This is a genomic window from Calothrix sp. NIES-2098 (assembly GCF_963875125.1).
Taxonomy (GTDB): domain Bacteria; phylum Cyanobacteriota; class Cyanobacteriia; order Cyanobacteriales; family Nostocaceae; genus Aulosira.
The window spans coordinates 1,572,755-1,594,962 of the sequence record NZ_CAWNKJ010000001.1; the positions used below are offsets into that span (position 1 = coordinate 1,572,755).

General features: G+C 40.0%; 23 protein-coding genes and 1 pseudogene. 10 read left to right on the forward strand and 14 right to left on the reverse strand.

Annotated elements, in window-relative coordinates; translation table 11 throughout:
- Positions 1-1,282 precede the first annotated feature (1,282 nt).
- Positions 1,283-1,906, forward strand: coding sequence for a hypothetical protein (locus tag AACU33_RS06520; RefSeq protein ID WP_096587648.1), 624 nt, complete (start codon positions 1,283-1,285; stop codon positions 1,904-1,906).
- Here the strand turns inward: AACU33_RS06520 and AACU33_RS06525 are convergent.
- Both AACU33_RS06525 and AACU33_RS06530 read right to left on the reverse strand, forming a co-directional pair.
- Positions 1,894-2,031 carry a hypothetical protein gene (locus AACU33_RS06525; protein ID WP_339375800.1) on the reverse strand — a complete coding sequence of 46 codons (138 nt, stop codon included), beginning with the start codon at positions 2,029-2,031 and terminating at the stop codon, positions 1,894-1,896. The genes AACU33_RS06520 and AACU33_RS06525 overlap by 13 nt on opposite strands.
- Before the next feature lie 111 nt (positions 2,032-2,142).
- A complete protein-coding gene (locus AACU33_RS06530) occupies positions 2,143-2,646 on the reverse strand; it encodes a PEP-CTERM sorting domain-containing protein (RefSeq protein WP_096587650.1) in 504 nt (167 codons plus the stop codon).
- 395 nt (positions 2,647-3,041) lie between these two features.
- Here AACU33_RS06530 and AACU33_RS06535 point away from each other — a divergent pair.
- Positions 3,042-3,592 (forward strand): annotated as a pseudogene (locus AACU33_RS06535) (DUF6444 domain-containing protein); the annotation flags it as partial.
- On the opposite strand, the gene AACU33_RS06540 reads toward AACU33_RS06535, so the two are convergent.
- Positions 3,561-3,914, reverse strand: coding sequence for a hypothetical protein (locus AACU33_RS06540; RefSeq protein ID WP_339376535.1), 354 nt, complete (start codon positions 3,912-3,914; stop codon positions 3,561-3,563). The pseudogene AACU33_RS06535 and the gene AACU33_RS06540 overlap by 32 nt on opposite strands.
- A 411-nt stretch (positions 3,915-4,325) precedes the next feature.
- On the opposite strand from AACU33_RS06540, the gene AACU33_RS06545 reads away from it, so the two are divergent.
- Positions 4,326-4,640: a virulence factor gene (locus AACU33_RS06545; protein ID WP_096587651.1), complete on the forward strand. Its 315-nt coding sequence runs from the start codon at positions 4,326-4,328 to the stop codon at positions 4,638-4,640.
- A 150-nt stretch (positions 4,641-4,790) separates the two neighbouring features.
- Here AACU33_RS06545 and AACU33_RS06550 read toward each other — a convergent pair whose 3' ends face one another.
- The 6 genes from AACU33_RS06550 to AACU33_RS06575 form a co-directional block, all read right to left on the reverse strand.
- A complete protein-coding gene (locus tag AACU33_RS06550; RefSeq protein ID WP_096587653.1) occupies positions 4,791-5,846 on the reverse strand; it encodes a replication initiator protein A in 1,056 nt (351 codons plus the stop codon).
- 752 nt (positions 5,847-6,598) lie between these two features.
- The gene (locus AACU33_RS06555; RefSeq protein ID WP_096587655.1) at positions 6,599-7,015 is read right to left on the reverse strand and encodes a hypothetical protein; all 417 of its coding nucleotides are present in this window, start codon (positions 7,013-7,015) and stop codon (positions 6,599-6,601) included.
- A 6-nt stretch (positions 7,016-7,021) separates the two neighbouring features.
- Positions 7,022-7,294, reverse strand: a complete 273-nt coding sequence (locus AACU33_RS06560) for a BrnT family toxin (protein WP_096587657.1) — start codon at positions 7,292-7,294, stop codon at positions 7,022-7,024.
- 205 nt (positions 7,295-7,499) lie between these two features.
- Positions 7,500-8,420 (reverse strand): N-6 DNA methylase, encoded by a 921-nt coding sequence (locus AACU33_RS06565; protein ID WP_096587659.1) that lies wholly within the window; start codon positions 8,418-8,420, stop codon positions 7,500-7,502.
- A 152-nt stretch (positions 8,421-8,572) separates the two neighbouring features.
- Positions 8,573-8,767: a hypothetical protein gene (locus AACU33_RS06570; protein ID WP_096587661.1), complete on the reverse strand. Its 195-nt coding sequence runs from the start codon at positions 8,765-8,767 to the stop codon at positions 8,573-8,575.
- Positions 8,768-8,810: 43 nt separating this feature from the next.
- A complete protein-coding gene (locus AACU33_RS06575) occupies positions 8,811-9,140 on the reverse strand; it encodes a hypothetical protein (RefSeq protein ID WP_096587663.1) in 330 nt (109 codons plus the stop codon).
- 145 nt (positions 9,141-9,285) lie between these two features.
- On the opposite strand from AACU33_RS06575, the gene AACU33_RS06580 reads away from it, so the two are divergent.
- The 3 genes from AACU33_RS06580 (at position 9,286) to AACU33_RS06590 (ending at position 12,263) form a co-directional block, all read left to right on the forward strand.
- Positions 9,286-10,065 (forward strand): hypothetical protein, encoded by a 780-nt coding sequence (locus AACU33_RS06580; RefSeq protein ID WP_096587665.1) that lies wholly within the window; start codon positions 9,286-9,288, stop codon positions 10,063-10,065.
- Positions 10,066-10,166: 101 nt separating this feature from the next.
- Positions 10,167-11,027 carry a hypothetical protein gene (locus AACU33_RS06585; protein ID WP_339375801.1) on the forward strand — a complete coding sequence of 287 codons (861 nt, stop codon included), beginning with the start codon at positions 10,167-10,169 and terminating at the stop codon, positions 11,025-11,027.
- Between the two features lie 270 nt (positions 11,028-11,297).
- Positions 11,298-12,263, forward strand: a complete 966-nt coding sequence (locus tag AACU33_RS06590; RefSeq protein WP_096587668.1) for a hypothetical protein — start codon at positions 11,298-11,300, stop codon at positions 12,261-12,263.
- Positions 12,264-12,502: 239 nt separating this feature from the next.
- Here the strand turns inward: AACU33_RS06590 and AACU33_RS06595 are convergent, their stop codons facing one another.
- Positions 12,503-14,197: an AIPR family protein gene (locus tag AACU33_RS06595; RefSeq protein ID WP_096587669.1), complete on the reverse strand. Its 1,695-nt coding sequence runs from the start codon at positions 14,195-14,197 to the stop codon at positions 12,503-12,505.
- Between the two features lie 438 nt (positions 14,198-14,635).
- Between AACU33_RS06595 and AACU33_RS06600 the strand changes: the two genes are divergently transcribed.
- A complete protein-coding gene (locus AACU33_RS06600; RefSeq protein WP_096587671.1) occupies positions 14,636-14,926 on the forward strand; it encodes a type II toxin-antitoxin system ParD family antitoxin in 291 nt (96 codons plus the stop codon).
- On the forward strand, positions 14,923-15,219 hold the full coding sequence (locus AACU33_RS06605; protein WP_096587672.1) for a type II toxin-antitoxin system RelE/ParE family toxin: 297 nt from the start codon (positions 14,923-14,925) through the stop codon (positions 15,217-15,219). The genes AACU33_RS06600 and AACU33_RS06605 overlap by 4 nt, the downstream gene beginning before the upstream one ends.
- Positions 15,220-15,256: 37 nt before the next feature.
- Here AACU33_RS06605 and AACU33_RS06610 read toward each other — a convergent pair whose 3' ends face one another.
- Together AACU33_RS06610 and AACU33_RS06615 are read right to left on the reverse strand one after the other, a co-directional pair.
- Complete coding sequence (locus AACU33_RS06610; protein WP_096587674.1) at positions 15,257-15,790, reverse strand: ImmA/IrrE family metallo-endopeptidase; 534 nt, start codon at positions 15,788-15,790, stop codon at positions 15,257-15,259.
- Entirely contained in the window at positions 15,787-16,152 is a 366-nt protein-coding gene (locus AACU33_RS06615; protein ID WP_096587676.1) for a helix-turn-helix domain-containing protein, read from the reverse strand. The genes AACU33_RS06610 and AACU33_RS06615 overlap by 4 nt, the downstream gene beginning before the upstream one ends.
- A gap of 148 nt (positions 16,153-16,300) precedes the next feature.
- Here AACU33_RS06615 and AACU33_RS06620 point away from each other — a divergent pair, with 148 nt between their 5' ends.
- Both AACU33_RS06620 and AACU33_RS06625 read left to right on the forward strand, forming a co-directional pair.
- A complete protein-coding gene (locus tag AACU33_RS06620; protein ID WP_096587678.1) occupies positions 16,301-16,612 on the forward strand; it encodes an HNH endonuclease in 312 nt (103 codons plus the stop codon).
- Positions 16,613-16,854: 242 nt separating this feature from the next.
- On the forward strand, positions 16,855-19,842 hold the full coding sequence (locus AACU33_RS06625) for a DEAD/DEAH box helicase (RefSeq protein WP_096587679.1): 2,988 nt from the start codon (positions 16,855-16,857) through the stop codon (positions 19,840-19,842).
- A gap of 52 nt (positions 19,843-19,894) precedes the next feature.
- On the opposite strand, the gene AACU33_RS06630 is transcribed toward AACU33_RS06625, so the two are convergent.
- Complete coding sequence (locus AACU33_RS06630; protein ID WP_096587681.1) at positions 19,895-20,827, reverse strand: hypothetical protein; 933 nt, start codon at positions 20,825-20,827, stop codon at positions 19,895-19,897.
- On the reverse strand, positions 20,824-21,780 hold the full coding sequence (locus AACU33_RS06635) for a DNA-methyltransferase (protein WP_339375802.1): 957 nt from the start codon (positions 21,778-21,780) through the stop codon (positions 20,824-20,826). Before AACU33_RS06635 ends, AACU33_RS06630 begins: the two co-directional genes overlap by 4 nt.
- Positions 21,781-22,208 lie beyond the last annotated feature (428 nt).

Genomic DNA, 22,208 nt, shown 5'->3' on the forward strand with positions numbered 1-22,208 from the left:
GTCAGGTTGCCACTGACACGCAATCGTTACCCTTCGCGCTGGATACATCGATAAGGTGTTCGTCCAGTGGTAAGGGAGGCTTTGAAGAGTCAATGCTGGTACCGCAGGTACCAGAGTAATCCTTCATCTCTATCCCGTATCATTAATGCGTTGAAGTGATAGTGAATGTTGGCGACCGAGACAGACTCTTTCATGGAGAAAGAGCCGGAGTAGAGAAATCGGTGAAAATCCGACAGAGGGGGTGTAGTCTACAGGATTTCCTAGGGCGCATTACCTCTGCCTGACTGGGGACTTTTATAATCGTGACTCCGTGAGGAGCGCATCGCCTCGGTGACGAAGGCGGCAGGACTGGCAAATCCAGCCTGGGGCATAGCTGAACCAGTATCGGCGGGAAACTGCTTTCGGGTAAGTGTAGTGTGGTGCGTGGCTCAAGTACGAAAACGCGACACGGTGAGTAAGGAGGGTTTTCTGCATTCTACCTCCCCAAATCGGCGATCAGTCGAAAGGTACCGACGTACCTAGTCGTGCGTGCTGTCCATCAATGGACTAGTGACACCTAATACTACATAAAACTTTTCTTCTCCTAATCGGGAAAGGTCTTAGCCGGCCGGATAATGGCACCTCCGGTGCGTAGAGCCGTCACTCTACGTGATTCAAATGACTAAGACTGGTAGCGTGGTGCAAGTAGAAGCAATCGTGAGTGATTGGTGATCAACGGGCAGAGCAGTCTAGCGATCATTCGGGCACAAGCTGGTAACTTGTGCAGGACACCGACAACGAAAGCACTGAGGGGGTTCTTCTTAAACACACGTGACATATCCTGACACGGTGGGAAGTGTGGTGGCGTTGAATAAACGTCAGCACACTTCTTTGATGAGTAGCAGCAATCTCTATGAAACTGCGAGCACTAATGAACATGAAGAAGGTTGAAGAGGAAAAACAGACGCAACAGAAATGAGAAATTAAATTCAATAAATTGACTGAAGAACCAAGGAACAAGAAATGTGAATCACATGAGAAAAAGTGCACAAAGAAAAGAAACCATTCGTTGGTAACGCTTTAGTTTTATTGCGGAAGTAACGGCTATATGGAATGTGGATCGACGGCGGAGAAGATGTAGCGTAGGTAACTACTCTCATCTTCTCGTATGCCGTAGGTTCTACGTGCGTGTGCACCTATGGTTCTTTGATCATGGCGTTCGGGGAGTGGAGCCATAAGCAGCGTGCTTAAATCAACTCCCCACTTTTGTGCTGTGCTGTGTGTGTAGTAAGGTGAGGGGGGAATGGGAGCAACGCATAAATATCAAGTGAAATCGTTAGGAGGCTTGTTACGTAAAGTCGCAATTGACTACCTACGCTATGGCTATACGCGCTATGCGGTGCGGACAATCCCTGCACATAAAAATGCAGAGCACATTGATGAGAAAATCCTTCGGGCGTACAACGTCACCTTTTGTCGCACCACTCGCTTAAGGCGAGCGAAACAAGGAAATGCAAATGTCGTGTATATCCGCTTTCACCACAGGTTTATTTTGTTAGCAACTGAAGGCACACATGATGCGTTTAATGCAATTGATTCGCTAGATTTTCGCTCCAAACCACTCCTCATTGATGGGTATACAATTGGCATCAAAGGTGGTACACCCTGTGTGATGATTGCGCCGAGAAGATACAAGATGATTCGTTCTCATCTTCAGGCGATCGCACTTTTTAATGAAGCACGAGTTACTGAGTACCTACGCAATATCTCTCCCTTTAGTTTTCCAGGCATTGTGAGGCAGAAGCGACGATTACTGTGTGAGGTGAATAGGAAGAGAAAACGGGCAGGATTATCTACCATTAAGATTGAGGTTCGCTTTACGAAAAAAGATGCTGGTGCTCCTAAGATAGCTGCTCATGAAGCGTAAGACTTACCTGTACTGGCTTCAATCAACGCTATAGCAAAACACTGCTCAAAATCTGCCATCCATGAAGCTGCTGCACCTAGCGTAGGCATGACTATGGTGGCGAGCCAAGGCACAGTGTTCGGCATATGAGGAGTACGAGGGATTAGTTAAGGACTTCTTAATGTCAGTTAAGCAGTAAAAAACCAAATAGCTAGAAAACTACTTGGCTGTTAGGTTTTAATCATTAGTTTTGATTTTTATGCTGGTTGTTTTTTAACCTTCTTGGAATAGCGTTTTTTAAGGTTTACTCCCATAGCTAATGCTGTAGCTGAAGCTAGAATTGTTAGAGGTTCTGGAACTGAACTACTTGTAAGTTTATTATGATCAATACCAGTCCACCAAGCATTTTTTATTTCTATACTTTGATATGATGATGAACCAGGTACTTGTACTTTTAAATTACTTAAATCAGACTCATACAAACCTTTAGGATAATCTTTGTTAATCATATATGTAGATGGCGCATCATAGTATTCAATATGTAGATCATAAGGTGTTCTTCCTGTATTATTTTTGAAATTATAGAATGATAACTTATTAATATCAGGGCTGTATGTAAATTCTATACCATCAAAACCACATGCCGAGTTTCCAAGACTAGTTGACACACAAGCAGCTTGAACAGGTGACGGTAATACAGATAATGTGCCCCCAAAAAATAATGTTATACCTGTTAATGCTAATTTTGATTTGCTAAACATATTAAAACCTCATCTTTTGTTAAACAAACCATAGCTAACTTAACCGTGAATGTACTAACATCATGGTTATCTTTACCGAATCTTTATTTAAGTAATCAGTGAAAAGTTGGACACCATAAAAGAGCATTAATTACATCAAGATTAAGTAAAAATACAGTTTAAGTATTGTAAAGTTTGAGCATTTATACTTATTTTCCATAAAAGATAGGTAAAGTAGCCCTAATTGCCTTAAATACATCCTGCCTTAAGCCTTCACCCTGCCTAAGAGCGCTCTTTCTATCTTCTAATTGGCTTTGTTGTTGGTACTTTAATTGCAGCATAAGCAATCTTTTTTCGTAAGGATTCAGGTGGCAGAGTATTGACAAAGGGATCACTTGAGGAGGAGTATCACAAATATGAACCAAAGCCTGCCTCAAGATTTAGACCCAGAAAGCTTGAACCAGTTACCGAAAGAAAAACTGGTAGAGATAATTATTGAGCAGAGCAAGGTAATACGTGAATTACAGAAAACAGTATTAGAACTACAGCAAGAAATAGAAAGTTTAAAAGTCAGCAGAGATTTAGACAGCAAAACCTCATCTAAGCCCCCATCAGGGGACATCCTCAAAAAAAGTGAAAACAAAAAAGCAGCACCGCAAGAACAATCAAATCATCCCAAAAGAAAGCCAGGTGGGCAACCAGGGCATCAAGGTAAGACCCGTAAGGGTTTTGGTAGAGTAGATCGTTGTGAAATCTTACGTCCTCTTAATTGTGTCTGTTGTGGTCAAAAAGCGTTTGCGGCTGTGGCAGTAAAAGTAGAAAAAAGTCTGTAGCACAACTAGTAGAGCGTCCCATTGAAATAGTTGAGTATCAACGCCATACGTGCCAGTGTGAGTACTGTGGCAATATACAAACAGTCTCTTGGCCACAAGATATCATCCCAGGACAAGATTTAGGAGAGGGATTGTTCTACATTCACCCATTAAGTTGAGATATAAGTGTTCAAATAGTTCCCAACAAAGTTCCTGCTTTGCATTACTCCAAGCAACAGCATTCGAGGTTAAGGTGATGCTAGATTCACACACGTCAAACATTGCACATTCTCCCTCAACCGTTGTCTTGACAGTGTACTCCTCAAAAGGATGAGGCAATGGATCTTCTGCCTTACCTTCTAGGATGGCTCGTGCGGCCATTGGGTGGAGAAGCTTTAAGGTTTCTAGCTGATACTGTTTGTTGGAGCAATCAAACGTATTATGCGTGTTCAGAGTATAGTGCAGAAGTTGAGGCATGTTATATTTCAGTTCACAAACATAATCGTTCACTGATAGTGCTTGTTTGTGCTTTTTTAATCAACAGTTTTAGTGAATATTAAATAATGAAGTTTCCTAATAAATTAAACTTTACCCTCTTCACTATAGCCACCGTGTTGTCATAACTATCGTTAATTATAAAAAGTAACGGGTACCTGTACCAAAGGTTAAACATACTTAAACACATGCTCTTATTTAAAATTGCGTTCATATATCAAGAATTAACTTGAATTCTTATAACAAATTAAGGATGATTTTTATAGTGACTCTATATGCACTTAAGAGGTAACAAGCATCGAGTCTTATGTGAAAGAAGGAGCGACGATATTAGGATATCAATTCGCACCCTCATTTCAATAACGAAGAATTTGTTAATTTTGAACTATAGGTATGTACGCAATTACATGTGAGTTAGACACTGATACGTTAGGCAAAACGTACCACAATCCTTCCTATCAAAACGCCTATAACGACATTAAAGCCGTCTTGCAACAACATGGCTTTGGGCGACAGCAAGGCAGTGTGTATTTTGGAAATAACTCCGTTGATCCGGTCACATGCGTCATTGCAGTCATGGATCTTGCTCAAAAATTCTCGTGGTTTGCTCCCTCAGTCAGAGATATTAGGATGCTCAGAATCGAAGATAATAACGACCTGACACCAGCAATTAATAAAGCGCTGGCTCTTGCCCAAAGCACTAAGTAACTATTGATTGTTAACATATTCCGCCGTTAACATAGCTTCTACTCATGTGGTAGAAAACAAAGCTGCTCAATGAATTAAATAAGCATAGTTAAAAAGTAGCAATTACTATAATTGAGCAAAAATTCTGTTTCACGGAAAAAGATTCTCCTCCTACGATGGCCGCCATTTCAAATTAAATTTTTCGCATATCATTTCTAACTCTTCTTTCGTAGGCTGAGGAGATGTACGTGGTTTAATTCTGACAATAGTATTTGAGAGTTCTTCTAATGGTGGTGTTTCTCGTTGTAGTTGTGGTGCTTTCTGTGGGGTATTAATTGATGACCGTTCAAAACGTACATAGTGCACTCCTCTTCTAGGAGAATAAAACCTTTCTGATGCTGAAAGCGGGATGAGAAACCCTTTCTCTTCTAACTCTTTTATAGCTTGTTTCAGTTTGGCTTTTAAATTTGTAGTATCCCCATATTCGCTTAAGCCAATATGATTATAAGCGAAATTTTTTAATTCAAATTCTAGAGATTTTGAATGATAAAATCGCTTATCTAAGAAACGAAACATCCTTTTTGCTATAGGAGTGCTTAAACTCGTATAAAAATCAAAGTTAAGACGCTTAATATTTCCTGCTTGAAAGCTTTTAAAAATGACTGAACCCCAAGTTATTCGTGATAACCCAGCATGTGGATTGCCTAAGGAAAGTTTTAGCTCTTTACGTCGTCGTTCTTTATCATAGATTGAAATTGAATCTATGATATTAAATCCTTCTTTTACCCAAGATTGAATAGATTTATCCCACCATGCTTTATCATAAAAAAGATGAACTCCAAGCCATAGGCGCAGGGAATTTTCAACCCTTCTATAACTTACTCCATCATCTTTCCAGCCTAAGAGCTTAATAATTTCGTACCGTGTAAAAAATATTTCTTTGTCAGTAAAATTATTTTGTGCACTTAGTTGGATGAGAGCAAGAATAACTTCTTCATCTCTACTCGTAGGAAGTCCAAAAGGTTCTGAAGCAGTAATAGTGAGAGTACGAGTGACAGGTTTTTTTTCTGCTTCATGATATATCGTATCAACAAAGATTAAACTTCTTTGTCCCGCTTGCCGTTTACCTAATGCCGCAATAGGAAATTCAGCCAAGTTCATTTCGTCACGCCCCTGAAAATTGCGTTGCTCAACTTCTTCTCTCTGCTTGGTAGAGTTTTTTTTCATAGTTTTAACTAAAAAATTAAAAATAAGCGAAGCGTTCCTATTTTTTATATTTATATATTTTTTATATTTACCTTGAAAAAAATTAAATATTATCAATAGGTTACAAGTTACTTTCCTACCTCAAATAACGGTACTTTCCTAACTAAAATAACGGTATTTTCCTACCTCAGATAACGGTACTTTCCTAACTAAAATAACGGTATCCCTACCTCAGATAACGGTATTCCTAACTAAAATAACGGTATCCCTACCTTAAATAACGGTAATTCTATCTTAGACAACGGTATTTTCCTACCTTAAATAACGGTAGTTAAAAGAGTAAAATTTTTTCAAGGGGATATTTTTGATGTAAACGAGAGCAATTCACGTTTAAAAACAGATAGATAAGCTTGGTAATAAACTTTTGATACTTTATCAACAGGACAGTCAATGCTTAAATTATTAGTCGATAAGTGTTTTATTTTGGTAAATTAGAAGGTTATCAATGGAAATTTAGGAGAAAATATTCATCATTTAGTTAACGGTAGGTACTCTACCAACTGTGGTTATCTCTATCTAAGCTACAAGAGGTTATAATTTGTGTTAAAAGTATATCAAAGAAACTTAATTAAAGCTATTAAGAAAGGCAAGAAGGGGAGGATTATTTACAAGTAAGGGGAAATGGCTTGTACATAGTTAAGCTTATTAAAATCAATTCTACGACGTTAAATAACCGTACAGGTGCAATCGTCTCCCAAAGTGAACCATTTTGATTATGTTCGATTACGTTGAGATGAGGAAGGAACGCTTTTTTTCTTGGATAATGCAGACGCTTGTGGAGAAGATGAAATTGTTTTTTTCGATTTCTTTACGGGTTTGCGTTGAGCAGTAGGAGTGGAAAAAGAGAGCATAAGGGCAAAGCTACGAATAATATGTTCTGCAAAAAACTCTACGGTCACGCCCTTCATGTGAGCTTCTTGGGTTATCTGTTCAAGTTCATTAGGTGAAAGAAATACAGTCAAGGAATTCTTAGATGAATGTTTCTTAGGAGCAGACTGGTTGACGATAAGAGATTGAGATTGAGCGTAACTCTGATATCGAGCAATCTCTTTGCGATTTTTCACTGGAGTTATCTTGCCTTGCTTAAATGCAGCTTCGATTTCTTTTTCTTCCTTACTTAGTTTGCTCATAAGTATCTAAGTACCCAAATATGTACGAGTTGCAAGCCTACTCTTGTACGCAGTTGTTAAAAATATTTTTTTGTTATCTTCTACAAAAGGAACGACATATGCATATCCTTCTATCTCAAGAATAAACATTTTTTGATGAGGATATTTATCTGGATTAGGATGTGGCACAACGTCTAAAAGATATCCTTGCTCAATAGCTAGCACTATTCTCTCAAATGATATCTTTCTCTCTCGAAGAAGTAACGCATTTTTTTCGGGATTCCATTCATATTTTTTCACCTAAAAAGGGTAAATAGATTATCCTTATAGGTCAATGACTAATGTGCAACTCCTGAACACAACAATGCATTAATAAATAAAAAATTTAAACGTGCAAACTTGATTGTTGTACAACAATCAAAATATAGAATGAGCAATGAATAAAAACAGTTAAAAAATGCGCTCACAAAAATTGTCAGCGCATCGCGTTGAATATCCTTGAACGTTACAAATCCTCGAATAAGTCTAGTTGCTTCTCAGTTGGTGGTGTGTCATCTCTCGTGCGCTGCTTATTCGCCTTGTGTTGGTGAGCAGTCTGTTGCGGTGCTGGCATCTCCTCAAAAAGGCTCAGTTGGCGGGGAGAAACGTCAAACGCATCCTGTACCTGCGGGTCTTTAGATGAAGAAATAAAGGTGAATCTCTCTTCAACCTGTTGCGTGAGCGTAGGTACGTCATGCAGTTCGCGAAATTTCTTTGCGATAAGAAGCGCAGGAGTATACCTCACACCATACACTTCCAAAGAAAGCGAATTACCATGAATCACAGTGCCAGAAATACCAAGGGCAGACAGTTGAATGTACGTCATATTGGCGCAGAGCGAATCTAGATCCACTGCTTCAAAGTACATACATTCTTGGGGATTATAGCCCAATTCCTCAATCACCTCCGCAGCCGCAATTAAAAAGCTTCCTGCTCCTACCGCTGGTTCCTGAAAACTGACATATCCTTTTTGAGTGATCTGCTCATCCAGTAAGTGCTTGTCAATGGAGAGTCGAGCCATCAGTTTGGCAACGGGATAGGGCATAAAAAATTGCCCTAAATCGGCTTTCCATCCAATGTTGAGTTCTTGATGCAGTTGCCCTAAAAAGTCACTCTTCGCGGTGGAAAGCACAAGCTGCACAAGGCCAAACATTTCTGCAAATACCTGCAATGAATCACGATCATAATGTTGAACTATCTCAAGATACCTACGTTCACCCTGTTCGTAGAGTTCATCCTTTTTTAAAATCCCTTGGTGATACGGTACTTGCTGAGAGGTAATCGTAGCGACTTCTACCCAATCGCGAAACACTTCGTAGCGGCTTCGTGAATGAACAAGAGAGAGTAATTTGGTTGAGAATTCACGTGTGTAGTTCTCGACTAACATTTGCTAAAACCTAATTCAACATGAGGTAAATCAGGTTTTTTCTAGAAGTAATGCAGTATTTTTGTGAGCTATTAATGAGCATTGAAATGGTGGGAAGATAGAATGTCTATTACCTCATTCGCTCATCTTCCCAAAAGCGTTTGCTAACCTTGTTAATGACTTATATTGTCAGCGATTGAGTGAAGAAAAAATCCGTCGCCTCCCCAAGTTTTACTTTTAAAATCATTATTTAATTCTTGATAACAGTGAGCTTTTTGATAGCAATATTCAGCAATCGCCTGAATAACATTTTCTACTCCTACATCGTCTAAGAGTGCCGATAACTGTTCATGCTGTTCTTCGTTCATAAATATTACCTCAAAAAACCATTTCTTAATTACCTAATCAAGCCTATGCTACATTTCCTACATCATATAACGCATCTCTTACCTCCTGCTGATGCGTCTCAAGTTTGGCATTGATTTGTTGTATAAGCCACTTTTTAGGCGCATCTTTAGCATTGATTTTTTGGGGAATTCCCAGCTTTCCTGCTACCTTTCTAGCTTGTCTAACATTAAGCGTCTTTAAAGTATCGTGATGAGGAAGAGTCTTAGTTTCCACAATTATCTCACTGGCACGACGTTTTCCTTTCTCAATAATCACTGTTTCTGGAGTTACTAACCAGCAGAAGATGCTGAATAAAATAACCCATAAGTACACTGCTAAGAATGCATCAAACATAATAAAAACCTCTTTCTTTCACTGAGGTTACTATTGTGAACACTAATAAAAATTAAGAAAGAGTTATGGAGTATTTTTATGGATAAAATGCATTTTTTATCAAGAATAATGCTACAATATACTGAAGTAGCACTGAGGACGAGTTATGGCAGTTACTACCTCTCTTCGCTCGGATAATTTTCAACTATTCCTATCACTTCAATTAGAGCTTAAAGACGCTGAGAAATACATGCAACGCCTCACCAAAGAGCGTGGTGAATGCATTCAATTTTTCGCGCAAATCGCCGCACCACTCATGAGCAATGCCGCCAAATCAATTGGCACTATTATTCGCTGTAAATTAGGGCATGAGGAGACTCTTTCTTTCTTATCGCAGGCAGCATTAACACTTCACCGCATCTGGGTACGGTGCGCTGACTATGCACCTCTAATTGCCTCAAAAGCGCTTCATTTCTATCAGCAAATAATCGATATCTTACCTTCGGGTACAACGTTGCAATTAGAATTACTAGGGCAGGGTGATTATCGTCGGGAATTTGAACCGCCTACGTTAATGCTTCCTACCATTGCGAAGTGGTGGAACCTTCACGCGCACAGTAGAAGTGCACCACAGAAGAAATCAGTTCCGAACGATTCACCGCCTGTACAGCTTTGCCTTGCGCTAGAAGCAGGTACGCCTACACAAGGTACCGCACAGGAAGAAGAACCTGGGGCATCAGCTCCTCATGCAGGGTGGGTAGCAGGCGATCGCGTGCGCGTAGACGGGGGACATTGTGGCACTATCACTGCTATCAGTGGGAAACAAGCCCTCATTCAATGGGACAACAACTACAAGGCAACCTATACCCTTGAAGAAATGAAGCGCTATCGCTATCAGAAGGTAAGTGAGAGCAAAAATGATAGCAACGCACTCTGTGCAGTATAGGCGATCGCGTCGGCCTATCTTCACTATTGGCTGCCTTGCCTATCGCCGACGTAGGTATGATACAGGAGGGATATTCCCTCACACCTTTGACGCTCATCCGTATGTCTTCTCCTGACGTGACTCCAGCAACGCCTACGCCACGCCCAAAAAAGGTACTTCCTTCTCTTGAAGAACTGAGGAAATCCATGCCGCCTCCTGCGCAGCACGAGCAGCACGAGCAGCACGCCCAGGAAGATTCATCGTTACAGTTTAAAGCCATAGGCGTGGTGACAGGCGAGGTGCGCTTTAGCGATGAACGTTCGACTATCACCATTGGTGGTAATGACTACACGTTGCTTTTTATTAAAAAGAAATTACGTGCATTTGAGTCGTTAAAGCGCCATGTAGAAACCTCAGGGCAGTCGCGGCAACGGGTGGTGGTGTATCCTAACGTGACGCATTTTCCTAAGAAGGATGAGCCGCATATTGTGGCGTTTCAAGTCGTAGGCTTTGACCTGGGGCATGAAGAAAATGCCGTGTCAGGAGACTTAGGAGATTTAGAGTTTAAGGTCTCAGGGTTTTGGCAGTTCATCCCTGTGTGCCCTACGCCCTGCATTACCGTGTTACGCAACTTTACGCGCGAGCGGCTTGAGTTTATGAAGCGAGCTGAACCTGGTCAAAATGTGTGGTTTATGAAGGCAAGTCATCTTCCCGTGCTCTGGAAAGATGCGCCCGTAAAACCGTATCGGTTTAACCCGAAAGCGGAAAAAGGAACGCAGGGGCATCCCCCCTTTGTGGCGATTAAAACCAAGTTTGTACCACAGCGCAATGTGTTTGCGTTCGTCGAGATGGTTGCCGAGCCGCAAGCAACGCCGCCTAAATTCTTAAAGGTCAACAAGAAAGATAAAGAAGTGGTGCAAGAGGCAAAAAAACAGCAACGCAAGGCAGCAGCAGCGGCGGCGGAAGCACAGGCATCTACCTAGCACAAGGACAATAAGTGATCGCTAGTAAATACAACTTGCTCCCTAGGTCTTATTAGTTTCGCTAAAAATGATGAAGCTACTAGGCAACAAAAAAGAACAATCGTAGGCGATTGTGACATGTCATAATTAGGTTATCCTACTTAATATTTTCAACGGTTGCTATGCCTTTTGAAACCAGTCCAGAGGCAATTGATAGTGATGCAGAAATCAAGATATCAAAATTATCACGAGTGAGTAGTAACTTTTGATAGTAGATTCTTTAAATCCTTTATGCAGGATATTAAATATCAGTACGCGATTAATTCAAGCGGTAACACAGTAAATGCTGACGACTTAATTGCAAGTAAAGAAGTACGAAATGAGAAATATAAGTGTTTGTCATGTGAACATATACTTATTCCGGTATTAGGAGAGAGAAGAAAAAAACATTTTCGTCACAAAGCTGATATTCCAGTCCAGTGTTCTCTAGAAACTTATTTGCATAAATTAGGGAAGATTAAATTTTACGATGTGTATAATAACTGTCTTGCAAGAAAAGTACCCTTTTGGATAGAAATTCAAATGACACAGACGTGTCACTTCCAAAAACAATTTCAGCACCTTTGTACTTTTAGCAATAAATGCAAGCAAAAGTTTGACCTCACTCAGTATTTTACAAATATTAGTTTAGAAAAAAAAGACAATTCTTTTGTGCCTGATTTACTCCTGACAAGCGAACAAGGCACAAAGCTCTATATTGAAATAGCTGTCACTCATAAATCTACTAGAAAAAAAATTACGTCGGGAAATCGAATTATCGAATTAACTATAAGACAAGAGCAAGATATAAGTATTGTTGAAACAAAATTCTTGTCAGAAAATGATAAAGTAAAATTTTTTAATTTTAAGAGAGAACAGACGCAAAACGTTTGCGCTGGAGAATGTGTTAATAAAATTAGTGTGGAAACAGAGACGAAGAAATACGAAGTTCCAAAAACTACAATTAAGAAAATTCCTGAGAATAAAAATAAGCGAAATGATGCGCTGTTAAAACATTTAGCAAAGTTACGATTGAAAGAAAATTGCTTTTCTTGTCAGCACCACGCAATTAACATTCAGAACACTATAGACACTCCAATTTATTGTAAAGTTCGGAAAAAAACCTGTAATCCACACATTGCTAAAAATTGCAAGCACTACCAACCAGATATGAAGCTTCTTTCTGATATTTCAGATTCACCGCAGACAAACTTGTAAAAGGGTTTAGAACTAGCGATGTGATGATCAGCTACAGTACAAGCAGCAAAAAGCGGAAATCGTAAGTGATCGCCTAGAAAACCTGTTCGGTAGGCGAAGTGTAGGCTTCTTCCTCAAACGTAGACATCAGGCTTACGTAGGGTGACTGCTTCATTAACGCGGCACGCCGTAATACGTAAGTGCTCATTTAACCTTTTATTTAATCTCCAGCTTTAAAAATTGCATGGCGCTACTAAATTTTAGATATTTGCTTCTTTAATGCCTATTTCAACAAATTTTTCAATTTCTTGGCATTTAGTGATGTTTCTAAATAAATTTGCAAGGTATGAATCTGGATAATGCTCATTTACCGCACTAGTAGTTAATTCAATTACCTTAGTAGTGATTGCTTCAACCTGATTAATAATAGCTTGTATGTCTGTCTTTGGATTGTCTAAGCTCTCAAGAGGTAGGTGTTTAAACACTTGTCTAGCAAGGAATCTATTACCATGAACAGATAACATTGCCTCACGCCCTTGTCGCTTATTCTTCTTATCAATATTCAGTTGTTCATCAATTACACGATGAATCTGAACAAGTCTCCAGAGTCGAATACTAGAAACGCTTGCATTGAAAAGGGCTTTATATGGTGCTTTAGTGACATCTTCCCAAAGTGATCCAATAGCGCTCTTTGCTTGTATAGTATAACTCAACTCAGAATAAGCACAGGCAAGGGCAATAGTTGCTTCTGTTAGGTCAAAACCGTTCTTTTTATCAGGAATGTTGTCTCCAGCTTTGTAAACATAATCAATCCCTTCCAATTGTAATTCTGTTCGTAACCGAGTCTGTTCTGGATCTAGCGAAACAAAGTCTCGATTTTCAATACGGTTTTGAGTATTTGTTGCTCGTGTAACACGTATCGCAAAATCTTCTGGGCAGTTTTCAAGCGAAATAAATCGAACCATTACAGTTGCTTTCGCAACTTCAGTCGGGGATTTTGCATTTGCTGTTGCAATCGCTCCTACAGTTTGTGCTCCATTTACAATGCTGACATCGGTACATTCAAATATTCCTGTATCATGTGAATTTCCTCCTAACGGTTTCTTCCTAACTAAACCACATAATGCTGTTATTCCGTTGTTGAAATACCAAAATTTTTCTGGTTCTGATAGAAGAGTTTCAATAATGTCTTGATTAATTTCTGTCTTGCCTAAAAATGAGCGTATATTTGGTGCAAATATTCTTGGATGATATTTATTCCACCACTCGGCTACTTCAGTGGCTGATACATAACCATAATATGCAAAGAAAGGATCTTGGATTTGTCCCCAATTTTTTATAACTACATCAAACTTAATTGGTTGCCCTAAAGTATTACTAGCAATAACGTTATGAAGTTTACTTTGCTGAAGAACTATCAGTTCTGCTACATCTGAAGCGTCATTTATCTCTGTAATAAACGTATTTAAAACTCGCGAGCTTTCTTCGCTTAAGTTTGCTTGCCCACTATAAGTAAGTAGGAGAACAATTTTTGTATTAGCAGATAGTAAAGCTTCTTCAATCTCTAAAGAACGTTTTTTAATTTTGTCATTAAACGGCTCAAAATTAGCATTGATAAGGTCTTTGACACCCTGAATAAACTTTAATGTCTCACCTAAATCAATACTTCCTGTTCCATCATGCCGCCATTTTGATTGAACTAAAAATAGACGCTTTTCTACTTGATCAAAATAAACTGCATCAATTCCATTATCACCATATCCATCAGTTATACAAAGACCCGCTTGCTCTGGGGCAATATCAGCAGTAACTAAAACTGCGAATGCAGCCAAAGCACGAGTTAAAAAATTATTTTGTTGCTCTTCAGGAGATTTTCTAGAATCACTAATATCGATTAAATCAGCAAAAATTGATTTGAGCTTTGCTTCAATCTGCCGAACATGAATAATACTCATAAGTTATTTTTTAAAGTTAATAATGCTACACATTATAACTTTTAACTTTTTTATGTCTCGGTAGGTAGTATAAATCTTGTCTTCTCAAAGATGGTAACGCCTAGTAAAAAGTCTAGACCATGTCTAGACTTTGGTGCAGAAAAACCTAAGTTAAAATGGCTTTTCCTACGAATCTTAAGGGCTTGCACATTCAAGAGGTGAGCGTCAGCGGCGATGAGGGCGGGCTACCAACCCCTTAGGCTTACCCCGCGAGAGTTTCCTGCCCGTCCTCAGTGCACCTCTTGAAAGCGGTAGCGGTGGGCAAGTCCCCCGCCGCTTCAAGTAAAGTTTTTCTCTCCCATGCCGATAACTATTCATAAAGCATTGTCAAAAATTGACAGTTATTGTTAATGATGGCAGGATCGTGAAAGAAAAGCACAGCAATGGAGGTGCCGCCCTATGAACGTACATCTCGGTGAAACCTTAGATAACTTTGTCGCCGAACTCATCGCCAGTGGCCTCTACCAGTCCCAGAGTGAGGTCATCCGTGAAGGGCTGCGCCTCCTCAAAGAGCGTGAAGACTTACGCAAACTTAAGCTTGAAGAGCTGCGACGTGACATTCATAAGGGAATTGACCAGCTTGAGCGCGGCGAATTTACTACCTACACTTCAACGCAAGACCTCGCAGAAGAAATTAAAGCAACAGGACGCAACAAGCGTGCCGCCTCACGGAAGAACGCTGAGGCATGAAGCAGTTACGAGTTACCGCTGAGGCAAAAGGCGATCTGGCTGATATTTGGTGGTACATCGCCCAAGACAGTGAACGCGCCGCAGACACCATCATTACAAAAATCACGCAAAAGTGTGATGATCTGCTTGTCACCCCTGAAATTGGCAGAGCACGTCCTGAGTTAGCACCAGAGCTTCGTAGCATCCCCGTAGGAAAATACCTTATTTTTTACCGCTCCATTCCCGAAGGTATCGAAATTGTGCGCGTGCTCCACGGTGCGAGAGATATTGAAAGTCTTTTTGAGGAACTATAGCGAACGTTTATAAGAATTTTTTAGTAAGTGCACAGTTTTAAGAGGAGACAAATATGTCCATATTTGATAAGCGATAAGCCATTGCTTGGATACTTACCTCAAAATCTTCGGCTAACTTTCTCAAGGTACAATCATCACCTAAATCAAGTGCTCTCACGTTGATTTCGTTCTCGACTAGCTTTCGAGGCATAAGCAGTGCGGCAGCAAATTGATTAGCTTGAATTTCTCTTCGTAACTCTCCAGAAGAAGAGCGTGTATCGCGGAAAATAGCAGTGTATTTTTTATCTATAAATAGCTCTGATTGATCTTTATGTAGTATGTAATGGCCAATTTCATGGGCTAACGTAAATCTTTGTCGAACAGAAGCATGTGCTTCATTAATTCCAATGGTTCCTTTGCCATTTTCAATCACAAGAAGGCCTGACACTTCTTCACCCAAAGGTACAAACTCCACCATTAAACCAAGGCGATGAGCGATAGCATCAACTCTTACTGGACGATCCATCGACTTTAACGATTCAAGTAACTCTGTCGCGTTTCTTTCAATTTCCTTGGTTGGTAAGTATCTCATTCAACACCCTTGTTTCTTGCTTTCACTTTCTCAATAAAATTAGTTAAAACACGACGTGTGGCAGGATCGCCACTTGCAGCCTTTTCAATTTCCTCAATTATCTCAGTATTGAGGGATATTGGTTGCGTTTCCCTATGGTACTCAGACTGTTGAGGAATTAATAAAGCTGCTTCCGTTCCTACCTCTTCTGCAATGCGCCATAAAACGTGAAGTGGAAGTCGTTGTCTGCCAGCTTCAACATTCACCACAGATGTTCGGCTCATATGTAGTTTATCTGCTAACTTTGCTTGGCTCAGTCCAGCACGTTCTCGTGCACACCGAATTCGTTCCCCAATAAGGCGATAGAGAATATCTAAATCCATAAACGACTACAAATGAAAACCAACATCCCAAAAATGACACGAACATGTTAGCCATGCAAACGTGTTGATGTCAAACACGGCTTGACTTTTTAGCGCTTGTGCGCCAAGCTAAGTACGTCGTGTTACAAATTTAAACAAGGAGGTTTTGATGAGACAACCTAATTCCACCTCTGATGGACGTAATTTTGACCAAGTTACGATTGAATTGATTTGGAGAAAAGCACAGCCTGTCCTAGGCTCAAATCCAAATGAACTTCGTAAGGATTTATGTGGAGCATGGATTAAGCGTGCTGATTATGGCAACACTCATTCTCAGTGGGGTTGGGAAATTGACCATAACTATCCTGTATCAAAAGGTGGCAGTGACGACCTTGGAAATCTTCAGCCACTTCAATGGCAAAACAATCGGCATAAAGGCGATAGCTATCCTTATTGGCAGTGTGAGATCGTAGCCGCGTAAGGCGAACAATGATTAGTAATAGCGTTAGGTCTGATTGAATATTTATCGTTCCGCCTTGTAAAGTCAGAACGGTTTTTAAGATGATAAATGCAGTAAAGATGACATTTTATCATCTTAGAAAAAGTTGCAGTGATTCGCTATTCATTGGTGTAGGAAATATACTAGTAATAGTTACATAAAACATTTTGTAACACTACGTACTACAATAGGTTATTCAAAGTTAGCAATAAATAAATATTAATATGACTTTAGTCGCCACCTTTATAGGTGTAAATCAGTATGCAGATAATAATATCCCTGATCTGGCTGGCGCATCAAATGATGCCACAGCACTTTGGGCACTATTCTCAGATTCAATCTTAGATATTAAAACCCATCATCTACTTAATACCCAAGCAACGGGTAAAGCCATAAGAGATGCACTCAACGATACATTCAATCAAACAGGGCCTGATGATACAGCCCTTTTCTTTTTTGCAGGTCACGGATCTCCCTCACACCAGCTTGTTCCTCATGATGCGCGGCGTGAAGCACTAGGGGAAACTACGATCGCGATGAGTGAATTGAACAACTACCTAAAGTCATCGAACGCACGTATTGCCATTGTCATACTTGATTGCTGCTTTAGCGGTGGCGCAACTGCACGTGTGCTTCAAAATGTACCTACGTCGCGTAACACAATGATGACCGTTGCGGATCTGCAAGGTAAAGGAAGAGTTATTATCGCTGCATCAAAAGACAATGAAGAAGCGCATGAACTGAATGGACATGGACTCCTTACACAGGCGTTACTGCATACTTTTAAGCTTCATCCTACGGGTATTGAGATAGGTGGAATAACGGACGAAGTGACGCAACGGGTGAGATCTGAAGCGAGCCGTTTTGGTTTTCACCAAACTCCAGTGATTTTTAATCTTATTGAAGGTGGACTCAAGTTACCCCCGCTGAGTCCTGGCACTCGCTATGCACAAGCATTTCCAAATACAGTTGGTGTCAAAGTTAGCTTAAATATTGAGGATCTAGCTGCGTTTAATCTTCCGTCTCAATTAATCAATGCCTGGAAAGCTCAATTTGTGAATGGGCTTAATGCTCTCCAACTAAAAGCAGTGAACGAATACCGTGTGCTTGACCACCGTTCTCTTCTAGTTGTAGCTCCTACAAGTTCCGGCAAAACGTTTATTGGAGAAATGGCTGCTGCTAAAGCGATCGCTCAAGGAAAAAAGACTGTATTCTTATTACCGTTTAAGTCACTTACTAATGAGAAGTATGAAGATTTTCAAGCTTTGTATGGGGAGCAATTAGGGCTTCGAGTCATTCGTTGTACAGGTGATTATTCAGACAATACTGACCATTTTATACGGGGAAAATACGATATAGCACTTCTCACGTATGAAATGTTTTTAGGATTATCAGTCAGTGTACCATCGCTCATTCACAAGATTGGATTGGTCATTTTAGATGAGGCACAATTTATTACTGACCCTAATCGCGGTATTGCAGTAGAACTTTTACTTACCAGTTTGCTGAATGCACGAAAGCAGGGTGTAAAACCACAGATACTCGCACTCTCAGCCGTAATTGGTGATATTAATTATTTTAACGATTGGCTTGAGTGTGAAACGCTTTCCAGCAATGAGCGGCCAGTACCACTTGTTGAGGGAGTATTAGATAGAAATGGTATGTTCCAATATATTGGTCTTGACCAGCAAGAGCATGTAGAGCAGTTTTTACCACCAGGTGCAATTGTACAACGTAAGAGTAAACCGGAATTGCAGGATATCATCGTCCCCTTAGCCAGAAAACTTATTGCTGAGAAAGAGCAATTGCTTATTTTTCGCAATCAACGTGGGAGTGCTGTAGGCTGCTCCCTTTATCTTGCCAGTGAATTGGGGCTTATGCCAGCAAGCAACGTATTGGCACAGCTTCCTGTACACGATCGTTCAACCGCATCATCGAACCTGTGTACAGCATTAACAGGTGGAACCGCCTTTCATAATTCAGACTTAATAAGGGAAGAACGCTTGGCGGTTGAACAAGAATTTCGACAGCTTCAAAGTACCATCCGTGTGCTCGCTGCAACGACAACAGTTGCTGCTGGCATTAATACACCTGCGTCCACCGTCATTATTCCAGAGACTTTCTTTTATGGTGATGAAAAACGTGAGTTTACCGTAGCAGAATATAAAAATATGGCCGGACGTGCAGGAAGATTGGGGCTTTCGTCGTCAGGGCGTAGCATTCTATTGGCTGAAAATGCTATGGAACGCGATCGTTTATTTCGTCGATACGTACAAGGCAACCCAGAGCCAATATGTTCTTCTTTCGATTCTGCTCATATAGAAACATGGATACTTCGCCTACTTAGCCAAATTAAACAAATTCCTAAAAAAGAAGTGATTCACCTGCTTGCCAGCACGTATGGTGGGTATTTAGCGAGTCGTCAACACCCAGACTGGCATCAAGTGACAGAGCCTCGCCTAGAAGAGTTGCTGACAAAAATGGATTTGTTGGGCCTACTTGAAGAAGATGATGAGCAAATAAGGCTTAGTCTCCTTGGAAAGGCATGTGGAAGATCGAATTTCTCATTTTCCTCTGCATTAAAACTTGTCGATTTGCTCAAACGTTTTCCTGAGAATCTTTCAGCAGAACAGCTTATGGCATATCTGCAAGTTTTACCGGAAGTTGCTGGTTATATCTCAGTGTCTAAAAAGGGAACAAAAGAATCTACTTGGGCACATGAAATAAATACTTATTATGGAGATGCCGTGACTGCTGCATTTCAACGAGGTGCAAAAGATCAGTTTGACTACTATGGACGCTGTAAACGGGCTGCTATTTTATGGAATTGGATTAATGGACAGCCAATAGAAACCATTGAGAACAAATTTTCAGCGACTCCATATGCTGGAAATGTCGGAGCTAATGATATTCGCAGTTGTGCAGACCGGACACGGCTATATCTTCAGTCTGCTTATGATATTGTTAGTCTTTTATTACTGGGGAAGGGGCCAGATGAAATTGCCATAAATACTATTCTTCAACAGCTGGAATTTGGTTTGCCAGCGGATGCGTTAGGCCTCATTCACTTACCTGTTACCTTGTCACGAGGCGAATACTTAGCGTTGTATCAGGCAGGGTATGTAACTAGCAAAGAAGTACTTCAGTCGTTAGAGAAGTTACCTCCGCTGTTGAGTGAGACAAGAATAAAGCAATTCATGGTAGAGATGTAATTGCAGTGTCTTGAAAAGTAAGGAGTTAGGGGCAAGAAAAAAGTTTTCAATATTAGGCATCTTCCTCAACTTCAACTTCAGCGTTGATACCTTGGGATACTCCTACAAGATTCCATATATCAGTGCATAATAAATGATCAATAGTCTTGATATGTTTTTTCAAGAAAGAGTCACTCACCATATTTTGCCTTATATCGCAGTAGTAAACCCCATCTAAAGGGTTTAACTTAATCGTATATCCTTTAAAATGTCCAGGAAGAAAAGTAGCAGCAACTTTATATGCTCGCTCTGTCTTTTTTCCTCGTTGTACATCATTTAAAAACACGGCAATATGCGGAATTTCTACGTCGGTAAGACGGGTAAATAAAAACTTGTCGATAAAAATTTTATCTATTCTATCCTTACTTGATGTTTTGACGGAGCCAATCGCTTTTACTTGCTCACCAAACTTAATGATTAAATCGTGTTGATAGCTCATTTTGCATTGTTCGACTCCATCAACCACAATGGGCACCTTGACAATACCACTCTCGCAGTCAATGCCAATGTCTATGATAATAAGCTTCATGAGCCTTTCAAATAGGTCTCCGTTTAACTTTCTTGCATTGTTCGCTCTTCCTACAGGCAATCCGTCTAATGCCGCGCCGATACATTGCTGCATAGTATAGATTGAACGACATACTATCTGCCGTTGTGCATTAGAGACATTCCTAATATTATTAAGAATAAGAGGAAATTCATTCTTAATAAATGTACTCTCAGCGACAGAGTACATAATATCTCCATTAATAGGACGTGTCACATTAAAATGACCATCTTCTTTATACTGCCAAAATTGATATTTGGGTTCGTTTTGGCAAACGATAACTGCTTGTAAAGAGCGTGCTACTTCTTCTAAGTATGAAGTGGTAAAATCAATATAATCTGAGAGGTGAGTAAAATTCTTTTTATCAGATGCTTGTTCAATATAGGTGTGTAGGCTCATCGAATACTCGTGCGGCGTTCAGCGTTTTTTCTATCAAATTCAATCCATTCTTCTTCTGTCATCATAGGCACACGTTCAATTCGCTCTATTGCCCAATGATTGTATTCAGGATTTAATTCACAGCCTAACCATTGTCTTCCTAATTGTTCAGCGACTACTAACGTAGTACCACTTCCTGAAAATGGATCAAGAACAATATCATTTTTATTAGATGCAGCAAGCACTAACTTTCTTAATAATTCCTCCGGTTTTTGCGTAGGATGTGGTGTTTTTTCTCCCATGCCATTACAGGTAGTCGGAATTTCTATTACATCTTTAGGTTTTGCGCCAAGAGGATGTGGCGTCCATTCGTGTCCTTTGTTGTTATTGCTAAAATTACTTGTGGTCGCTTGCGGGTGAGAAGGATATTTTAATGTGTGATTGCCGTAGGGAATTCTAATGGTATCAATATTGAGTTGAAAAGATTTGGATTTTCTAAAATGTAGAATACTCTCATGCGAACGTCCCCAATCTTTGCCAAGATTTGCTTTATTTTTATAGTGCCAAATGAGCCATCGGCAAGAATAAAAATACTTTGATGCAGGGTGCTTTATATCAGCGAGTATTTCAGAAAAACCACACACATAAAGAGAACCTGATGGAGTTAAGATTCTTGAGGCTTCTTTAATCCATTCTATTGACCATTGAATATATTTTTCTTGGCTCTCAAAATTATCCCACTCAGCTTTCTTAATGTTGTAGGGAGGGTCAGCAAATATGAGGTGTACCGTCTCATCGTCAATGGTGCGAAGCCATTCAATTGAATTCCCTTGATAGAGTTTTCCGTGTGGATGATGATAGTGTAATTGATACCCATTGGATTGCTCTATTAACGTGTGCTTCTTTCCTTGAGAAGCAAAGGGAATTGCTAATTGTTCAGATGCGTTATCTAGCTTTGCTGCTTTCATTCCCATGAGAACTATACAATACTCCTATAAATGTATATAAGTCTACTAATATGAATTCATGTGCATAGCGCAACAAGGAAAGGCACAAGGTAAGAGAAGCCTACCTCATTGACTGTCTAGCATCATAGCACTGGGTAGCATAGCATAAGTGAAAACGGCACAGAATAAAAATAGCGTTTTTTCTGGTTTCACTACATGTGAGTTAATCACAAGTGCAACGCTATCAATATGTGTCAAGACATGCAATTACTTAACCATACACGTAAAGGTTTTAGCTTATTTATGGTGTTTTCTTAGCAAACACTTGTAGGGGTAGAAAAACTGCCTCAAGCAGTTTAGATAGATGTATTTTTTACTTCAAAGAAACCATATGTTTGACCACATCGGCTTTAACGTCAAGGATTTTACCAAAAGCAAAGCCTTCTACACGCAAG

Excerpts from the sequence above, each read along its gene's own strand:
- AACU33_RS06545 (WP_096587651.1), top strand. The coding sequence starts at position 4,326 with ATGTACGCAATTACATGTGAGTTAGACACTGATACGTTAGGCAAAACG.
- AACU33_RS06605 (WP_096587672.1), top strand. The coding sequence starts at position 14,923 with ATGAAGCAGTTACGAGTTACCGCTGAGGCAAAAGGCGATCTGGCTGAT.
- AACU33_RS06550 (WP_096587653.1), bottom strand. The coding sequence starts at position 5,846 with ATGAAAAAAAACTCTACCAAGCAGAGAGAAGAAGTTGAGCAACGCAAT.
- AACU33_RS06580 (WP_096587665.1), top strand. The coding sequence starts at position 9,286 with ATGGCAGTTACTACCTCTCTTCGCTCGGATAATTTTCAACTATTCCTA.
- AACU33_RS06595 (WP_096587669.1), bottom strand. The coding sequence starts at position 14,197 with ATGAGTATTATTCATGTTCGGCAGATTGAAGCAAAGCTCAAATCAATT.
- AACU33_RS06585 (WP_339375801.1), top strand. The coding sequence starts at position 10,167 with ATGTCTTCTCCTGACGTGACTCCAGCAACGCCTACGCCACGCCCAAAA.
- AACU33_RS06635 (WP_339375802.1), bottom strand. The coding sequence starts at position 21,780 with ATGGGAATGAAAGCAGCAAAGCTAGATAACGCATCTGAACAATTAGCA.
- AACU33_RS06540 (WP_339376535.1), bottom strand. The coding sequence starts at position 3,914 with ATGCCTCAACTTCTGCACTATACTCTGAACACGCATAATACGTTTGAT.
- AACU33_RS06570 (WP_096587661.1), bottom strand. The coding sequence starts at position 8,767 with ATGAACGAAGAACAGCATGAACAGTTATCGGCACTCTTAGACGATGTA.
- AACU33_RS06610 (WP_096587674.1), bottom strand. The coding sequence starts at position 15,790 with ATGAGATACTTACCAACCAAGGAAATTGAAAGAAACGCGACAGAGTTA.
- AACU33_RS06520 (WP_096587648.1), top strand. The coding sequence starts at position 1,283 with ATGGGAGCAACGCATAAATATCAAGTGAAATCGTTAGGAGGCTTGTTA.
- AACU33_RS06590 (WP_096587668.1), top strand. The coding sequence starts at position 11,298 with ATGCAGGATATTAAATATCAGTACGCGATTAATTCAAGCGGTAACACA.
- AACU33_RS06530 (WP_096587650.1), bottom strand. The coding sequence starts at position 2,646 with ATGTTTAGCAAATCAAAATTAGCATTAACAGGTATAACATTATTTTTT.
- AACU33_RS06600 (WP_096587671.1), top strand. The coding sequence starts at position 14,636 with ATGAACGTACATCTCGGTGAAACCTTAGATAACTTTGTCGCCGAACTC.
- AACU33_RS06555 (WP_096587655.1), bottom strand. The coding sequence starts at position 7,015 with ATGAGCAAACTAAGTAAGGAAGAAAAAGAAATCGAAGCTGCATTTAAG.
- AACU33_RS06625 (WP_096587679.1), top strand. The coding sequence starts at position 16,855 with ATGACTTTAGTCGCCACCTTTATAGGTGTAAATCAGTATGCAGATAAT.
- AACU33_RS06620 (WP_096587678.1), top strand. The coding sequence starts at position 16,301 with ATGAGACAACCTAATTCCACCTCTGATGGACGTAATTTTGACCAAGTT.
- AACU33_RS06575 (WP_096587663.1), bottom strand. The coding sequence starts at position 9,140 with ATGTTTGATGCATTCTTAGCAGTGTACTTATGGGTTATTTTATTCAGC.
- AACU33_RS06615 (WP_096587676.1), bottom strand. The coding sequence starts at position 16,152 with ATGGATTTAGATATTCTCTATCGCCTTATTGGGGAACGAATTCGGTGT.
- AACU33_RS06525 (WP_339375800.1), bottom strand. The coding sequence starts at position 2,031 with ATGCCGAACACTGTGCCTTGGCTCGCCACCATAGTCATGCCTACGCTA.
- AACU33_RS06565 (WP_096587659.1), bottom strand. The coding sequence starts at position 8,420 with ATGTTAGTCGAGAACTACACACGTGAATTCTCAACCAAATTACTCTCT.
- AACU33_RS06630 (WP_096587681.1), bottom strand. The coding sequence starts at position 20,827 with ATGAGCCTACACACCTATATTGAACAAGCATCTGATAAAAAGAATTTT.